This window comes from Cryobacterium sp. TMN-39-2 (genome assembly GCF_004402745.1).
Taxonomy (GTDB): Bacteria; Actinomycetota; Actinomycetes; order Actinomycetales; family Microbacteriaceae; genus Cryobacterium; species Cryobacterium zongtaii.
The window spans coordinates 101549-116571 of the sequence record NZ_SOFX01000020.1; the positions used below are offsets into that span (position 1 = coordinate 101549).

The 15023-nt window shown below is 67.6% G+C and carries 18 protein-coding genes; 5 read left to right on the top strand and 13 right to left on the bottom strand.

Annotated features, from left to right (window positions below):
• Positions 1 to 9: 9 nt before the first annotated feature.
• Positions 10 to 714, bottom strand: a complete 705-nt coding sequence (locus tag E3O57_RS05910) for a type 1 glutamine amidotransferase domain-containing protein (protein ID WP_103479375.1) — start codon at positions 712 to 714, stop codon at positions 10 to 12.
• Positions 715 to 760: 46 nt separating this feature from the next.
• Complete coding sequence (locus E3O57_RS05915; RefSeq protein ID WP_103479376.1) at positions 761 to 1795, bottom strand: NADP-dependent oxidoreductase; 1035 nt, start codon at positions 1793 to 1795, stop codon at positions 761 to 763.
• Between the two features lie 189 nt (positions 1796 to 1984).
• On the opposite strand from E3O57_RS05915, the gene E3O57_RS05920 reads away from it, so the two are divergent.
• Entirely contained in the window at positions 1985 to 2563 is a 579-nt protein-coding gene (locus E3O57_RS05920) for a TetR/AcrR family transcriptional regulator (protein ID WP_088456647.1), read from the top strand.
• A 69-nt stretch (positions 2564 to 2632) separates the two neighbouring features.
• Here the strand turns inward: E3O57_RS05920 and E3O57_RS05925 are convergent, their stop codons facing one another.
• From E3O57_RS05925 to E3O57_RS05940, 4 genes are read right to left on the bottom strand one after another with little or no spacing between them, the layout of a single operon-like run.
• Positions 2633 to 2938, bottom strand: a complete 306-nt coding sequence (locus tag E3O57_RS05925) for a hypothetical protein (RefSeq protein WP_103479377.1) — start codon at positions 2936 to 2938, stop codon at positions 2633 to 2635.
• Between the two features lie 23 nt (positions 2939 to 2961).
• Positions 2962 to 3744 (bottom strand): fumarylacetoacetate hydrolase family protein, encoded by a 783-nt coding sequence (locus tag E3O57_RS05930; protein ID WP_088456649.1) that lies wholly within the window; start codon positions 3742 to 3744, stop codon positions 2962 to 2964.
• Positions 3741 to 4862, bottom strand: a complete 1122-nt coding sequence (locus E3O57_RS05935; RefSeq protein WP_103479378.1) for a branched-chain amino acid aminotransferase — start codon at positions 4860 to 4862, stop codon at positions 3741 to 3743. Before E3O57_RS05935 ends, E3O57_RS05930 begins: the two co-directional genes overlap by 4 nt.
• Before the next feature lie 31 nt (positions 4863 to 4893).
• Positions 4894 to 5964 carry a 3-isopropylmalate dehydrogenase gene (locus E3O57_RS05940; RefSeq protein ID WP_088456651.1) on the bottom strand — a complete coding sequence of 357 codons (1071 nt, stop codon included), beginning with the start codon at positions 5962 to 5964 and terminating at the stop codon, positions 4894 to 4896.
• Between the two features lie 172 nt (positions 5965 to 6136).
• On the opposite strand from E3O57_RS05940, the gene E3O57_RS05945 reads away from it, so the two are divergent.
• Positions 6137 to 6388, top strand: coding sequence for a DUF6458 family protein (locus E3O57_RS05945; RefSeq protein ID WP_103429701.1), 252 nt, complete (start codon positions 6137 to 6139; stop codon positions 6386 to 6388).
• Positions 6389 to 6478: 90 nt separating this feature from the next.
• Here the strand turns inward: E3O57_RS05945 and serA are convergent, their stop codons facing one another.
• Positions 6479 to 8071 carry a phosphoglycerate dehydrogenase gene (gene serA / locus E3O57_RS05950; RefSeq protein WP_103479379.1) on the bottom strand — a complete coding sequence of 531 codons (1593 nt, stop codon included), beginning with the start codon at positions 8069 to 8071 and terminating at the stop codon, positions 6479 to 6481.
• Positions 8072 to 8168: 97 nt separating this feature from the next.
• Here serA and E3O57_RS05955 point away from each other — a divergent pair, with 97 nt between their 5' ends.
• A complete protein-coding gene (locus tag E3O57_RS05955; protein ID WP_103479380.1) occupies positions 8169 to 8570 on the top strand; it encodes a DoxX family membrane protein in 402 nt (133 codons plus the stop codon).
• Positions 8571 to 8586: 16 nt separating this feature from the next.
• Here E3O57_RS05955 and E3O57_RS05960 read toward each other — a convergent pair whose 3' ends face one another.
• Genes E3O57_RS05960 through E3O57_RS05970 form a run of 3 tightly spaced genes read right to left on the bottom strand, consistent with a single transcriptional unit; the run spans position 8587 to position 10480 of the window.
• Positions 8587 to 8940: a bacitracin resistance protein gene (locus E3O57_RS05960; protein WP_088456655.1), complete on the bottom strand. Its 354-nt coding sequence runs from the start codon at positions 8938 to 8940 to the stop codon at positions 8587 to 8589.
• Entirely contained in the window at positions 8940 to 9407 is a 468-nt protein-coding gene (locus tag E3O57_RS05965; protein WP_103461533.1) for a DNA polymerase III subunit gamma/tau, read from the bottom strand. The genes E3O57_RS05960 and E3O57_RS05965 overlap by 1 nt, the downstream gene beginning before the upstream one ends.
• 17 nt (positions 9408 to 9424) lie before the next feature.
• The gene (locus tag E3O57_RS05970) at positions 9425 to 10480 is read right to left on the bottom strand and encodes a zinc-dependent alcohol dehydrogenase family protein (protein ID WP_103461534.1); all 1056 of its coding nucleotides are present in this window, start codon (positions 10478 to 10480) and stop codon (positions 9425 to 9427) included.
• Positions 10481 to 10588: 108 nt separating this feature from the next.
• On the opposite strand from E3O57_RS05970, the gene E3O57_RS05975 reads away from it, so the two are divergent.
• Complete coding sequence (locus tag E3O57_RS05975) at positions 10589 to 11422, top strand: bifunctional 2-polyprenyl-6-hydroxyphenol methylase/3-demethylubiquinol 3-O-methyltransferase UbiG (protein ID WP_103479454.1); 834 nt, start codon at positions 10589 to 10591, stop codon at positions 11420 to 11422.
• A 16-nt stretch (positions 11423 to 11438) separates the two neighbouring features.
• On the opposite strand, the gene E3O57_RS05980 is transcribed toward E3O57_RS05975, so the two are convergent.
• Complete coding sequence (locus E3O57_RS05980; RefSeq protein WP_241990333.1) at positions 11439 to 12113, bottom strand: DUF998 domain-containing protein; 675 nt, start codon at positions 12111 to 12113, stop codon at positions 11439 to 11441.
• 55 nt (positions 12114 to 12168) lie between these two features.
• Here E3O57_RS05980 and E3O57_RS05985 point away from each other — a divergent pair, with 55 nt between their 5' ends.
• On the top strand, positions 12169 to 13113 hold the full coding sequence (locus tag E3O57_RS05985) for an alpha/beta fold hydrolase (RefSeq protein WP_103461535.1): 945 nt from the start codon (positions 12169 to 12171) through the stop codon (positions 13111 to 13113).
• A gap of 281 nt (positions 13114 to 13394) precedes the next feature.
• Here E3O57_RS05985 and ilvC read toward each other — a convergent pair whose 3' ends face one another.
• Together ilvC and ilvN are read right to left on the bottom strand one after the other, a co-directional pair.
• Positions 13395 to 14423, bottom strand: a complete 1029-nt coding sequence (ilvC, locus tag E3O57_RS05990; protein ID WP_088456660.1) for a ketol-acid reductoisomerase — start codon at positions 14421 to 14423, stop codon at positions 13395 to 13397.
• Positions 14424 to 14513: 90 nt separating this feature from the next.
• Complete coding sequence (ilvN, locus tag E3O57_RS05995; protein ID WP_088456661.1) at positions 14514 to 15023, bottom strand: acetolactate synthase small subunit; 510 nt, start codon at positions 15021 to 15023, stop codon at positions 14514 to 14516.

Genomic DNA, 15023 nt, shown 5'->3' on the forward strand with positions numbered 1-15023 from the left:
TAAGCGCTGCTACTTCTGCGCGGCCACCGCGTCGATGATTGCACTGGCGAGCTTCACCGAGGAGGCCGGGTTCTGGCCGGTGTAGAGGTTGCGGTCGATCTCGATGTGCTCGGCGAACGAGGCACCCTCGACGAAGTCGGCGCCGAGCTCGACCAGGCGCGCCTGCACGAGCCACTTGGCCTTCGGGGCGAGTCCGCCCAGGGCCTCCTCGGCGTCCGTGAAGCCGGTCATGCGGTAGGCCAGGAACGGCCAGGTGCCGTCAGCGGCCGTGGCGGCCAGAAGTGCGGCAGGGGCGTGGCAGAGCACACCGAGAATCCGGCCGGATGCGATGGTGTCCGTCATGATCTGGCCGCTGGTTGTATCGACCGCGAGGTCCTCCATGGGGCCGTGTCCACCGGGGTAGAAGACCACGTCGTAGTCGGCGGCAGTGACGTCGTCGATCGAGGCCGGGCTCTTCAGCGCGGGGATCGAGTCGAGATAGCTGCGGAGTTCGGTGGAGCGTTCTTCGCCTCCGGTGGCCCCGGCGGCCAGGCTGCCCTCGTCGACGGTGGGCGCGACGCCCTTCGGGGTGGCGATGGTGATCGACCAGCCGGCCTCGGTGAAGAGCCGGTGCGGCTCGGCGAGTTCCTCGGCCCAGTACCCGGTGGGGTGCAGGGTGCCGTCGTTGAGGGTCCAGTGGTCAGCGGCGCTGACGACAAAAAGTACGGAAGTCATGTTTCTCCTAGATCGAATTCAGTGAATCGGTTGCGGCGGTTGCGGATTAGTGCCCGGCCGCGGCGGAGTCAGAGGTCTTGACCACCATCTTGCCGGTGTTCTCTCCACGAAGCATGCCCAGGAACGCATCGACCGAGTTCTCGATGCCCACAACGACGGTCTCGTCGAAGACGATGTCGCCGGCCGTGAACCAGGCGCCCATCTGCTCGGTGAAGGCCGGGAAGTTCTGCAGGTAGTTGCCCACGGTGAATCCCGTGAGGGTGAGCCCGCGGGTGACGATGTTGACCATGTTCTGCACGCCGGTGGGGCCATCGGTGCGGTTCATCTGCGAGATGGCGCCGCAGAGTGCGGCCCGGCCGCCATCCTTGAAGGCACCGAGTGCGGCGCTCAGGTGGTCGCCGCCGACGTTATCGAAGTACACGTCGATGCCCTCGGGGGCGGCTTCGGCCAGCTGGGTGGCGAGGTCGCCGGTCTTGTAGTTGAAGGCCGCGTCGAAGCCGTACTTCTCGGTGAGCAGGGCCACTTTCTCGTCGGTGCCGGCGGAGCCGATCACGCGAGCGGCACCCTTGAGGCGAGCAATCTGGCCGACCATGCTGCCCACGGCACCGGCTGCGCCGGAGACGAAGACGATGTCGCCTGCCTTGAACTTGGCCACCTCGAGCAGGCCCACGTAGGCGGTGAGAGCGGTCATGCCCAGCACGCCCAGGTACGCCGACGACGGCACATTGGGAATCTCGGGAACGACGCGGAAGCCCGCGGCATCCTCCTGTACGACATCGCGCCAGCCGTACTGGTGCACAACGAGGCTGCCGACGGGCACGGACTCCGCGGCCGACTCGACCACATGGCCGACGGCGCCGCCGCCCATGGTCTCCCCGAGCACGAACGGCGGAATGTAGGACTTCACGTCGTTCATGCGGCCACGCATGTAGGGGTCGACGGAGATGAAGTCATTAACAACGCGCACCTGGCCCGCCGCCAGGTCGGGCAGGTCGATGACCGCGGTGCTGAAGTCCGTTGCGGTGGGCCAACCGGTGGGCCGGGCGGCGAGCTGAATCTGGGTGCTGGTGGCTGTCGTCATGAAAAGAGTCCTTACTGTTCGCGATCGGTGCCGGGGGCGTCCCTGTTCTCAACGGATGGTTTTCTGCACCGATCGTTTTACTATAGCTGGGCTATCGTTTATAGTGAAACGAGCGGTACAGAACATTCACAGCAACACCGCTCGTAACACCCACGGACCAGACGTCCGCGGACGGAAGGCAGACAGCTCATGGGACGGCTCCAGACGTTCGACAGCACCACGGTCGTGCAATCCGCCCGCGACGTCTTCTGGGACCGCGGCTACGACGGCGCATCCCTGGCCGACCTCGAGACAGCGACGGGTGTAAACCGGTCGAGCCTGTACCACGCGTTCGGCAGCAAACGCGGGCTCTTCGACGCCGCCGTCGCCGATTACCGCGACACCGTCATCCGGCCGCGCCTGCGCGGCCTGCAAGCGGATGGCGCCGGCCGCCAGGAGCTGCTGGCCTACTTCGACGAACTGCGGGAGGCCGTGGCGACGCTGCCACTGGACTCCCCCCGACGGGGCTGCCTCCTGGTCAACTGCGCCACGGGTCTGGCCACGCACGACGAACCCGCCCGGGAAGTGGTCGAGGCGTACCGAACCGAGTTGGCCGCCGCGCTTCGCAATGCCCTCGCCGGCGGACCAGCCGAAAACACCGACGAGCGGGTGCGAACCCTCGCGTCGCTCTCGATGAGCGCGATGCTGCTCGCGAGGGTCAATGCCGCCGAGTCGGCCGCGCTTCTCTCCACGGCCGCCGACCAGGTCCGCGCCTGGTTCCCGCTCTAACGGTTTCCCGTCCGCACAATTGGTCCCGGTGCGCCGGGCACAATTGTCCGCTTGGGCAACAGCCGCTGCCTAGGAGCGGGCGATTCCCCACTCCGCAGCGAAGACCTCTGGCGTGAATTCGTTCAGCTCGCGGCGCACCGTCTCCAGCATGGAGTCGGCCAGCTGCGAGTCGTTCTGCCCGGAGCGGTAGACCTCGCGCCCATCGGCCTTGACCCGGATGACGAGGTCGGCGACCGCCGGTCCTATCGGGGTGTCTCCCATGCCGAGCAGGCTGACCGCCAGCGATGCCACGGTGCCGGCGAGCATCCCTGCCCGCCGGGCCATGGTGATCTCCCGCGGTTCCAGGTCGGCCGTGTACAGCTCGGCGGCGTTCATCGGTCCCCCGTCGGTCCGGTCGGTCAGGCCGGGCGGCGAACCGGGTTGGTGAGCACGCCGAGGCCCGGGATCTCGATGCTCGCGGTATCGCCGTGCGACACTCGCCGTGCGGCGCTGGACGAGCCGGTGAGGATCACATCGCCGGGCAACAGGGTGAACGAGTGCGAGAGGAACGAGACGATTTCCGCCATCGAGAAGGCCAGCAGCGACACCTCTCCGCTCTGGAACTCCACGTCGTTGACCCGGCCGAGCACGCGGCCGTCCGTGGGGTCGAACTCGGTGTCGATGACCGGGCCGAGCGGGCAGAACGAGTCGAAGCTCTTGGCCCTGGCGCCGTGGCCACTGCCCTCGGCCAGGTCGACGGCGGTGACGTCGTTGGCAATCGTGTAGCCGAAGATGGCCCCGGGAGCGTCGGCGACGCTGAGATTCTTGGCGACCCGGCCGATCACGATGGCCAGCTCACCCTCGACGCGCACATCGTCGGAGGCCGCGGGCAGCACGATCGGGTCGTTGGGGCCTACGACGGTGGTGTTGGGCTTGAGGAAGAAGCGTGGCTCGGCGGGCTCCCCCGGCGCGGCAAGCGCCGCGGCCTTCTCCGCGGCATCCGCGAAATAGGCGCCGGCCAGGCCGACGACCTTGGAGCGCGGAATCACCGGCGCAAGCAGCGCCACATCCACCAGCGGCAGGCGCGCGCCGGTCGGGTTGTAGCCGGCGAACATCGGGTCGCCGGTCAGGACGACCAGTTCATCGTCGTCGATGATGCCGAACGCGATGGTTCCGGCGTGGCTGAACCTGGCGATCTTCACGCTGTCACCTCCGCGTCCAGACGCATCAACCAGCCGTGCCGGTCGGGCAGACGGCCGTACTGGATGTCGGTGAGCTCCTGACGGAGCGCCAGGGTGATCTCCCCCGCGGCAGCGTCGGCGTCGCCGATGGTGAAACCGACGGCCTTGAGCTGGGCGATCGGGGTGACCACGGCGGCGGTGCCGCAGGCGAACACCTCGGTGATCTCACCGGATGCCACGCCGTCGCGCCACTCGTCCACCGTCACGTCGCGCTCGATCACGGTCATGCCGCGGTCACGGGCGAGCTGGATGATGCTGTCGCGGGTGACGCCCTCGAGGATGGTGCCGGTGAGGCGGGGGGTGACGAGGGTGTCGGTGCCGTGCACGAAGAACACGTTCATGCCGCCGAGTTCGTCGATGTGGGTGCCGGTCTCCCCGTCGAGGAAGAGCACCTGGGCGCAGCCGTTGTCGTAGGCCTCCTGCTGGGGCAGCAGGGAGGCCGCGTAGTTGCCACCGCACTTGGCGGCTCCGGTGCCGCCGCGACCGGCGCGGGAGTACTCGGTGGACAGCCAGATCTTTACCGGGGCGACGCCGTCGGTGAAGTAGGCGCCGGCGGGGCTGGCGATCACGTAGTAGCCCACCTTGTGCGCGGCCCGCACGCCGAGGAAGGTCTCGTTGGCGATCATGAACGGGCGCAGGTACAGGCTGGTCTCCGGGGCGTCGGGCACCCAGGAGCCGTCGACGGCGATCATCTGCTTGACGGATTCGAGGAAATCGGCCACTGCGAGTTCGGGCAGCGCCAGCCGGCGGGCGGAGCTCTGCAGGCGTTCGGCGTTCTTCTCCGGCCGGAACGTCCAGATGGAGCCATCGGCATGGCGGTACGCCTTCATGCCCTCGAAGATCTCCTGGCCGTAGTGCAGCACCGAGGAGGCGGGGTCGAGCAGCAACGGCCCGTATGGCGTGACCCTGGCGTCGTGCCAGCCCTTCTCGATGGTCCAGTCGATGGTGACCATGTGGTCGGTGAAGTGCTTGCCGAAGCCGGGGTCGGCGAGGATCGTTTCGCGCTCAGCGATGCTGCGGGCGGTCTGTGACGGCGTGCGCTCGAACTCGAGCGGGAAGGATGTGGTCTGCTGGCTCATGGGAGTCCCTTGTGTTTAGACGGGAGTGCGGTTAGGCGGGAGTGCCGGTCAGGCGGGACACGATCGCATCGCCGACGGCGCTGGTGGATCGTGGCTCCGCTGCGACGCTGCGGGCGATGATGTCGGCCGTGACGGCCGCGCTCACCCGGGCCGACGCATCCGCCAGACCGAGGTGGTTCAGGAGGAGCGCGACAGAGAGGATCGCCGCCGTGGGATCGGCCAACTGCCGGCCCGCGATGTCGGGTGCCGAACCGTGCACGGGTTCGAACATGCTGGGGAAGCGACCTTCCGGATTGATATTTCCGGATGCCGCCAGGCCGATGCCGCCGCTGATTGCCGCTGCCAGGTCAGTGAGAATATCGCCGAAGAGGTTGTCCGTGACGATGACGTCAAATCTACTCGGATTCGTGACCAGGAAAATCGTTGCCGCGTCCACGTGCAGGTAATCCACGGTCACGTCAGGGTATTCGGCGGCGACCTCGGTGACGATGCGCTGCCACAGGCTGCCCGCGAAGACGAGAACGTTGGTCTTGTGCACCAAAGTGAGCTTCTTTCGCGGGCGGTTCTGGGCCGCTTCGAAGGCGTAGCGCACGACCCGTTCCACGCCGAACGCCGTGTTGACCGAGACCTCGTTGGCGACCTCGTTCGGTGTGCCTTGACGGATGGCGCCGCCGTTGCCGACGTAGGGACCCTCGGTGCCTTCGCGCACGACGACGAAGTCGACGTCGCCGGGGTCGCCGAGCGGGCTGGGCACACCGGGGAAGAGGACGCTGGGGCGCAGGTTCACGTAGTGGTCGAGGGAGAAACGCAGTTTGAGCAGCAGCCCGCGCTCGATGTTGGCGTTCTTCAGCCGCGGGTCGCCGGGCAGCCCGCCGACGGCGCCGAGCAGGATGGCGTCGTGGGCGCTGATCGCGGCCAGGTCATCGTCGGTGAGCACGTCGCCGGTCGCGAGGAACCGGGTGGCACCAAGTGAGAAGTGGGTGAGCTCGAACTCGACGGGGTCGGCGTGGGTCACGGCGTCGAGCACCTTCAGCGCTTCGGCGACGACCTCCGGGCCGATGCCGTCTCCGGCGATGACTGCGAGCTTGACTGAGCGGGACATGCGGCTCCGATTACGGTGAGGCAGCCGGTGGGCTGGCGATATTGGCGCGATATTGGCTTGGAGATACCCTGCAAATCAACCCTACTGTGCTCATTTGGCTGTCTATGCTTGAGAACCCTGACCGTGCGCGTCGCCGACGTGCATGTGCCACTGAAGAAGAAAGCAGCTACCTATGAGTATCGGATTGGGAATCTTCCTCTTCGTCGTCGGCGCCATCCTCGTGTGGGCCCTGAACATCCAGGTCGACTGGGTCGACCTCGACCTGGTCGGCTACATCCTGATGGGGGCCGGCGCCCTCATCTTCGTGCTCGGCCTGGTGTTGCTCACCCGCCGCCGCAGCAGCATCAGTACCACTCGCAGCGCCGTCGACCCGGTCAGCGGAGAGCGCGTCGTGCAGCGGGAGCGCTCGATCGACGACGTGTAACCCTCGCTTCACCAACGCTCCATCCACAAGAAAGCCCCGGATTCGCATCCGGGGCTTTCTTGTGTGTGCGGCCTGTGAGGCAGCGGTGTCCTATTCGGTGATGTCGATGGCGACCATCACGTCGGCAGTGATGGCTTCACGCACCGAGGCGAGCAGACTGGCCGGCACCGGCGAGTCGACGGTCAGCACGCTCAGCGCGGGGCCGCCGGCCTCGTGCCGCGCGATCTGCATGCCGGCGATGTTGATCTCGGCGTCGCCGAACTCACGGCCGTAGACCGCGACGATGCCGGGACGGTCGGTGTACAGCATGACGATGAGGTGCTCGGCGAACGGCACCTCCACGTCGTAGCCGTTCACCTCGACGATCTTCTCGATCTGCTTGGGGCCCACCAAGGTGCCGGACACCGAGACCTGCGAACCGTCGGCGAGGGCGCCACGGAGGGTGATCAGGTTGCGGTACTCGGGTGACTCGGCCTCGGTGATCAGGCGCACCGCGACACCGCGCTGCTCGGCGAGCAGGGGCGCGTTCACGTAGGAGACGGTTTCGCTGACCACATTGGTGAAGATGCCCTTGAGCGCGGCGAGCTTGAGCACCGAGACGTCGAACTCGACGATCTCACCACGCACCTCGATGTCGACGCTGGTGAGCGGGCTGTGCGCGGCGAGTCCGGAGAACACCTGGCCGAGCTTCTCCACCAGCGGGATGCCGGGGCGGACCGTCGGGTCGATGATGCCACCGGCGACGTTGACGGCGTCGGGCACGAGTTCGCCCGACAGCGCGAGCCGCACCGACTTGGCGACCGAGACGCCGGCCTTTTCCTGAGCTTCGTCGGTGGACGCGCCCAGGTGCGGGGTGCTGATCAGGTTGTCGAGGCCGAGCAGCGGTGATCCGGTCGGCGGCTCGTTGACGAAGACGTCGAGACCGGCACCGGCGATGGTCCCGTCGACGAGGGCCGTGTACAGGTCGGCTTCGTCGATGAGTCCGCCGCGGGCGACGTTGACGACGTACGCGGTGGGCTTCATCAGCTTGAGCTGCGGGGCGCTGATCATGCCCGTGGTCTCGGGGGTCTTCGGCATGTGGATGGTGACGAAGTCGGACTGCGCGAGCAGTTCGTCCAGGCTCACCGGGTGCACGCCCAGCTGCTGCGCGCGGGCCGAGGTGATGTACGGGTCGAACGCGATGATGTTCACGCCGAAGGCCTGCAGGCGAGCGGCCACCAGGGCGCCGATGCGGCCGAGGCCGATGATGCCGACGGTCTTTTCGTACAGCTCGATGCCGGTGTACTTGGAGCGCTTCCACTGACCCTGCGCGAGGGCGCCGTGGGCCGGCGGGATGTGGCGGGCCAGGCTGAGGATGTGGCCGACGGTGAGTTCGGCGGCGGAGATGATGTTGGAGGTAGGGGCGTTGACGACCATGACACCGGCCGCGGTCGCGGCCTTGATGTCGACGTTGTCGAGGCCGACACCGGCACGGGCGATGACCTTCAAGTTCGGTGCGGCGGCGAGGGCCTCGGCGTCGACCTTGGTCGCGGAGCGGACCAGGATGGCGTTGGCGGAAGCCAGGGCGGAGCGCAGTGCGGCACGGTCAGTGCCGTCGACGTTGACAACGTCGAAGTCGGGCCCGAGGGCATCGACAGTGGCAGGCGAGAGTTCTTCGGCGATTAATACGACGGGCTTCGACACGAAAACAGATCCTTAGAAAGCGTCGGGCGAGGGAAGCTCGCGCCTCGACGGTGGGGCGCCAGATACCACAACACCTTACTGGCACCACAATGGAGCCATGAGCCCCGAGTCAGTGACCTACGTCCTAACCGTGCTGAGAATCGTCCTGGCGGTGGTGTTCGTCGTCGCCGGGATCAGTCATTTCGTGCCCGCGGTTCAGCGCACGATGTCGGCCATGATCCCGCCACGACTGCGCGTGCGGGGCCTGTTGGCCCCGCGGAACCTCGTGATTTTCACCGGTCTGTGCGAGATTGCCGGCGGCATCGGGCTGCTTCTCGAATCCACCCGTGTTACGTCCGGTGTCGCTTTGGCCGTGTTCCTCGTGGCCGTCTTTCCCGCCAACGCTTACGCGGCGCGGCACAAGGACCGGTTCGGCGCTGTCGCGATTCCGTTGGTTCCGCGGCTACTCGGCCAGCTGGTGCTGATCGGTCTGGTGCTCGTGGCTGGTCTGGCCGGCTGAGCCAGCCGCCTAGGCCCTAGACGATCAGGCTGCCGAGGCCGAACACGAAGATGTCGAGGGAGATCGCCGAGACCAGGGCCAGCCCGGCCAGCAGCAGAAGCGCCTGCGGACCGGCTTCCCGGCGGCGACCGAGCCAGAACGCGATCCCGAAGACCACGATCGGGACGAGCACACCCGCCAACAGCAGGCCCCAGCCGAAGCCGCTCAGGGTGGTGTCGAGCGACTGGGCGGCGCTGTTGAGGCCCAGCAGGTTGCCCAGGCCCGACCACGCGCTGTACGCGTAGAACAGCCCGAACAGGATGGCGATGGTCGCGGAGAGCCACGCCGGCGTGCGACGGGTGCGCTGGGGTGCGGTGGGTGCAGTGCTCATCAGAGTCCCCCGGTTCCGGCAATGAAGGGCAGTGGGGCCAGCAGCACGACGCCCAGGATGAGCCAGGTCCAGCGTAGACGCGGCATGCCGCGGGTGAGCCAGTACGAAGCGGCGAACCAGACGAGCGGTGCGGCCACGGCCAGCCAGGTGCCCAGCGAGAACATGAACTGCGACAGCGGGTCGGTCAGCGGGTTCTCGATGCGCCCCACTCCGATGAACCAACCGATCGTGTAGAGCAGGTAGACGCCCGCGAGGATGCCCAGGCCAACGAGGGCCGGCGACGACAGAGCCGCCTTGCCCGCGGGAGCATCGACGTAGCCACCCGGCGATCCGGTGACGGCCCAGCCCTCGGGGAGGTCGGCAGCAGGCCCATCCGCGGGCTCGGGTGGGTTGGTGCTGCCGGACACGAGGGTGGGATCGTCGTCGCCGGCCCAGCCGAGCGCGTCGTCATCCCGGGAAGAAGTCATGCGCTCAGCCTATTAGTTCAGTGGCTGATCAGCACCTTGAGCGCATGGGTTTCGGCGGCGCGGGAGAACGTGTCGTAGGCGTCTTCCACGTGGCCGAAGTCGAAGGTGTGGGTGGCCAACCGGTCTGCGGGGATCTTGTGCTGGACCACCAGCTTCAGCAACATCGGCGTGGTGTTGGTGTTCACCAGGCCCATGCTGATGCTGATGTTCTGGATCCACAGGTTTTCAACGTGCAGCGGCACGGGCTTGCCGTGCACACCCACATTGGCCAGGTGTCCGCCGGGCCGCACGATCTCGGTGGCCATGGTGAAGGTCTCCGGGATGCCGACGGCCTCGATCGCCACGTCGACGCCGGCGCCGTCGGTGGCGGCGAGCACCTCGTCTCGCCACTCCGGTCGTCCGGAGCGCACGGTGTGGGTGGCCCCGAAGGTCTTGGCCTGTTCGAGCCGGTTCTCGTCGATGTCGACGGCCACGATCGACCCGGCGCCGTAGAGTCCCGCGGTGGCGATGGCGGCCAGGCCGACCGGACCGGCGCCGATCACGGCGACGACGTCGCCGGGTGCCACCTGGCCGTACTGCACACCGATCTCGAACCCGGTGGGCAGGATGTCCGAAAGCATCACGGCCTCGGCGTCGGTGACGGAGTCGGGCAGCGGGTAAAGCGAGTTGTCGGCGTAGGGCACCCGCACCAGTTCGGCCTGGGTGCCGTCGATGAGATGGCCGAAAACCCAGCCGATGCCCGAGCGGCCCTCGTCGCCGAGACAGTGCGAGTAGAGGCCCGTCTTGCAGTTCGCGCAGTGCCCGCAGGACTTGATGCAGGAGATCAGCACCCGCTGGCCCACGATGATGGATTCCACCGACTCCCCCACCGCGACGACGGTGCCGACACCTTCGTGCCCCAGGATGCGCCCGGGCGTCACGGCGGGCACGTCGCCCTTGAGGATGTGCAGGTCGGTGCCGCAGATCGTGGTGGTGTCGATGCGCACGATCGCGTCGGTCGACCGCACGATCTGCGGGTCCGGCACGTCGGTCCAGGATTTCACACCAGGGCCGCCATAAACGAGTGCTTTCACGATGACGCTCCTTCGAGTCAGTTGTGCGCTGCCCCCGGTGATGCGCGCCATAGTACTCGCGGGGTAGTCTGGTGGGCTCGTTCGACCCCGGGCGAAAACAGGTTGATCATGCAACACCATCTCGATACCAACCGCGCGAACTGGGACGATCGGGCCGCGGCCCACGCGGTGCGCACCGGGTTCGGTTACGGAGTGCAGCGGTACGTCGACGATCCCGCGCTTCTGTCGGATGTCGTCCGCTTCGACCGCGAGCGGCTAGGAGATATCGCCGGGCTGACGACGGTGCACCTGCAATGCCACATCGGAACCGACACGCTCTCGCTGGCCCGGTTGGGCGCCCGGGTCACCGGGCTGGACTTCTCGTCGGTGGCTCTTGCCGAGGCCCGCGCCCTGGTCGCCGAAACCGGGGACGCCGTCGAGTTCGTCGAGTCCGATGTGTACGCGGCCCTCGCCGTTCTTCCGCAGGCCGGCTTCGACCTGGTCTACACGGGCATCGGTGCCCTGTGCTGGCTGCCGAGCATCGACCGATGGGCGGCCGTCGTCGCCGGCCTGCTCGTACCGGGCGGTCGCCTGTTCATTCGTGAGGGTCACCCGATCCTGTGGACCATGGACGAGCGACTCGCCGATGACCTGCACCTGCGATTCCCCTACTTCGAGCAGCAGGAACCGTTGGAGTGGGACGACGATTCCAGCTACGTCGTGACGGATCGGCCGATCACCAACACGAAGACCTACGAGTGGAACCACGGGATCGGCGAGATCGTCACGGCGCTCTTGAACGCCGGCCTCACCCTGACGATGCTCGTCGAACACGACAGTGTGCCGTGGGAGGCCCTGCCCGGCCAGATGATCGAGCGACCCGACGGCGAGTTCGCGCTCGGTGAGCGAGCCGGGGTCGCACCGCTCAGCTACACGATCCAGGCCGTGAAGCCGCTCGGCTGACGGGCACCGCGGCGACTCAGCGGTGCCGCACGGCCTTGACCACTGCGATGCTCACCGCGATGACCCAGCCCAGCACCCCGGCCAGGCAGACCCGCTCGGCCAGGCCCAGCAGGCCGGGGGCGATCGCGGCGGTGATGCCCAGCGACACCAGGCCGACGGCGGCGACCCCGGTGAGCCACGCGGCGGCCGGGTAGGCGCCGGCCAGCTCGCTGCCGCGGAGCCACCTCGTCAGCAGGGCGAACGCCACCAGCGCGGCGACGAAGCCCGCGGCCGCGACGATCAGGTGCGCGGCGCCCGGCGCGGTGGTCGGGGCGAGCCCCGGCGCATCGGCGGGTGGGATGTCGGTGGGCAGAAATGCCAGCGCGGCGGAGCACACCCCGGCGAACAGCATCAGGACCAGGCCGGCCTGCCGCAGCAGTGACCGCGGGCCGAACGAGGAGAGCGCGGCGACGGCGCAGAGCGTCACCACTCCCCTGGCCAGGAAGTTCAGGTTCATGATCCACCCGTACGGCCCCACCGCGAGGTTGCTCTCGGCCTCCGAGATCACGCTGTAGTGCGGCGGTAGCAGCTGCAACACCACGTCTACCAGAACGTAGAGCACCGCGCCAACGAGGGCGACGGTCGCCAGCAGCCGGGTCCCGGGCCGGCCGGCGAACCGAGCCGTGACCGAGCTCTCGCCTCCGGCATTCATAGCGTTCACCTGCGGAAGCCTATCGGTCTGCCTGGGACGCTCGTAGACTTCCGCCATGGCTCGAGACGAGTCCCCCGGCGTCCCCTTCGCCATCCCTGGTGCTCCGGCCCCGACCGTGGGCCGGCACCACGTGAACGGATGCCGCCTGTACGCCGAGGTGCGCGGCGCCGGCCCGCCGCTGCTGATCATCGGCGCCGCCAGCGACGACGCCGAGATGTTCCGGCCGATCGCCGAGCGGCTGGCCGGGCTCACCGGCGTCGCCGGGTTCACCGTTGTGACCTGGGATCCCCGCGGCACCCGACGGAGCACTAGGGCGGGCTGGCCATGCGATTCGTATACCCACGCCGACGATGCCGCCGCGCTGCTCCAGGACCTCGGGCTCGTTCCCGCCGCGATCTTCGGCGCCAGCGCCGGTGGGATCGTGGCGATGCGGCTCGCCGTGCGGCATCCGGACCTGGTGCGACAGGTTCTCGTTTACGAACCGGGCTTCTTCCGCAGCACGGATTCGGGCACCGCGCTGCTGGCCCGCACCACCGACGCCGTGCGAAAGCACCTGCGGGAGCGCACCGACGACTGGGCCGGCGCCCTCGCCGTGGTGGCGCGCATGGCGGGGCGGGACCCGGCCGCCCGGCCGAACAGCCCCGACGACACCGCAGGCCGGGGTCCGCTCGACGCCCCGCCCGGGCTCGAGTGGTACACCGAGCGCGGGGCGGCCCTGGCCGAGAACTTCATTCGGGACGACCTGCCGCGCACCGGGGAGACCGTCGACCCCGCCCTCCTGCGCGCAACCGGCAGCGACATCCGTTTCGCGTTCGGCACCGACTCCGCCCCGGTGTTCCGGGAGATCGCCGAGACGCTCACCCGCGCCCGCCAACGCACCGGCGCAGATCCGCACCTGCCGGACGCGATCAATGCAGCCGCCCACCTCGTTTATCTCACCCCGGACCCGATCGCACGCTACATCCGCGCACGGTGCCTGCCCGAGGAAGAGGTCGACTAGCTCGCCGAGTCGCCGCAAACACCCCTTCGGGGGCTCTGCGGGGGGAAGGATGCCGCAACTCGACGCGAGGCCGTTTCCGTGAGTTGCCAGTTCGTACCCCCTGAGAGCGCGCGAAGTGGCGTCAAGAGGCCGGTCGGTGACTTGCCAGTTGGCGCCCCGTCATGGCGTCCGAAGGGGCTTCAACTGGCAACTGACGGCGCATTCACCTTGTTGGCGGCGCCGGCACACGCCGAAGGGGCCAGTCGATTCGACTGGCCCCTTCGGGTGAAACGGGTACGGAGTTAGCGGGCAGCTTCGCCGTCGACGTAGTCGTCGTCGTTCGAGGCGTTCCAGGCGAAGAGCTTCCGCAGCTCGCGGCCGGTGGCCTCGATCGGGTGCTCTTCGCCCTTCTTGCGCAGGGCCAGGAACTCGGGCGCTCCGGCATCCTGGTCGTTGATGAAGCGCTCGGCGAATGCGCCGTTCTGGATGTCGGCGAGAACGGCCTTCATGTTCTCCTTGACGCTCGGGTCGATGACGCGCGGGCCGGAGACGTAGTCGCCGTACTCGGCGGTGTCGGAGACGCTCCAACGCTGCTTGGCGATGCCGCCCTCCCACATCAGGTCGACGATGAGCTTGAGCTCGTGCAGCACCTCGAAGTAGGCAACCTGCGGCTGGTAGCCGGCCTCGGTGAGAACCTCGAAGCCGTACTGGATCAGCTGCGACGCGCCACCGCAGAGAACGGCCTGCTCACCGAACAGGTCGGTCTCGGTCTCTTCGGTGAAGGTGGTCTTGATGCCGGCGGCACGCAGGCCACCGATCGCCTTGGCGTAGCTGAGGGTCAGCGGCCAGGCGTTGCCGGACGCGTCCTTCTCGACGGCGACGATGACGGGAACGCCACGGCCGGCTTCGAATTCGCGGCGCACGGTGTGGCCCGGGCCCTTGGGGGCGACCATGACCACGTCGACGCCCGCGGGCGCCTCGATGTAACCGAAGCGGATGTTGAAGCCGTGGCCGAAGACCAGGGCCTTACCGTCGGCGAGGTTGGGGAGGATGTCGTCCTTGTACAGGTGACGCTGCACCTGGTCGGGAGCGAGGACCACGATCACGTCGGCCCAGGCGGATGCCTCGGCGGCGCTGAGGACGGTGAAGCCGACCTCTTCGGCCTTGGCACGTGACTTCGAGCCCTCCTTGAGTCCGATGACGACCTCGACGCCGGAGTCGCGCAGGTTCTGCGCGTGGGCGTGGCCCTGCGAGCCATAGCCGATGACGGCGACCTTCTTGCCCTGGATCAGGGACAGGTCGGCGTCTTTGTCGTAGAAGATTTCAGACAATGTGGTGTTCTCCTTGGTTTGTGTATTTGTCGGGAAAATTTTGTTTGGCGTTCTTGTCGAGAAGGTGCGCTGGTCGAGCTTGTCGAGACCCTAGTTTTTGAAGACGCGTTCGGTGATCGACTTGGATCCCCGACCGATGGCGAGGAGGCCCGACTGGGCGATTTCCTTGATGCCGTATGGCTCGAGCACCCGCAGGAACGCCTGGGTCTTGCCGGAGTCGCCGGTCACCTCGATCACGACGGCATCCGTGGACACGTCGACGACCCGGGCACGGAACAGGGTGACCGCTTCGAGGACCTGGGACCGGGTGGTGTTGTCCGCCCGCACCTTGACGAGCAGGTGCTCACGCTGGACCGACTGGCTCGGGTCGAGCTCGACGATCTTGATGACGTTGATCAGCTTGTTGAGCTGCTTGGTCACCTGTTCCAGCGGGGCGTCCTCGACGTCGACGAGGATCGTGATGCGCGACAGGCCGGGGATTTCGCTGTGGCCGACGGCGAGGCTCTCGATGTTGAAGCCGCGCCGGGCGAACAGGCCCGCGACGCGGGTCAGCAGTCCGGGCTTGTCCTCGACGAGGAGGCTGAGAACGTGGGTACTCAT